This window comes from Vibrio sp. A11, from assembly GCF_013048705.1.
Lineage (GTDB): Bacteria > Pseudomonadota > Gammaproteobacteria > Enterobacterales > Vibrionaceae > Vibrio > Vibrio metschnikovii.
Window position 1 is genome coordinate 1 of the sequence record NZ_VHSI01000060.1, and the last position, 887, is coordinate 887.

The following is an 887-nucleotide window of genomic DNA, read 5'->3' on the forward strand; positions in this document are numbered from 1 at the left end:
TACAGTGCCCGCAGCCTGATGGCTCTTCACAAGTTTTTTGCAGGTGCACCCTACTATCGTCAGGAGAGTACGCAAGCGCTGATGGGGATTAAACTGACCGCCTCAACCATCTTTGACCAAGTCGAGTTAGTCGCCAATAGCTTGCAACCCATTTATAACTTGTTAAGAGTGTTTGCCGCAAACGCAGAGCACTATTATTTAGATGACACGACCAACCGAATTTTAGACAAAGTCCCGATAGAAAAGCCGCAGAGAAATGGAACAAAAACCCGAGAGCGCAGTGGTGTTTACAGCTCCGGTTTAGTCGCGGGCTTAAAAGAGGGTCGTACTGTCGTGTTGTATCAGACCAATATCGGTCATGCCGGCGAGTTCATCGACGAGATTTTACATGACCGTGGCCGGACACTCGCGCCCCCGATATTGATGAGTGATGCCTTATCCAGCAACCGCCCATCGCTTGATTACGTGGTCGAACACAGTCTGTGCAACAGTCACGGACGACGGCAGTTTGCCGAAGTCCTTAATCAGTTTCCAGATGAAGTGGAGCAAGTACTACAGTGGTATGGTGAAATCTGGCGACACGATGATGAAGCCAGGGAGCTAGGACTTAACGCGGGGCAACGGTTAGCTTGGCATAAAAAGCTATCACTTCCGGTAATGGAGCAGATCCGAAACTGGGGTCAGGCCGAGCTGAACAGGGGAAATACAGAAGAAAACAGCGGGCTTGGTAAAGCAATTAATTATTTTACTAAGCATTATGAGGGGCTGACCGCCTTCTGCCGTCTCGAGGGAGCACAGCTGGATAATAACCGAGCGGAGCAAGCACTCAAGCTAGTTGCTCGCAACCGAAAAAATGCCCTGTTCCATAAAACACAGGCTGGTGCGAG

General features: G+C 49.9%; 1 protein-coding gene. It reads left to right on the plus strand.

Features of this window, described 5'->3' with window-relative positions:
- Nucleotides 1-18: 18 nt before the first annotated feature.
- Nucleotides 19-887, plus strand: an 869-nt coding sequence (locus tag FKQ60_RS17275) for a transposase (protein ID WP_249374310.1), incomplete at its 3' end; no start/stop codon positions are given.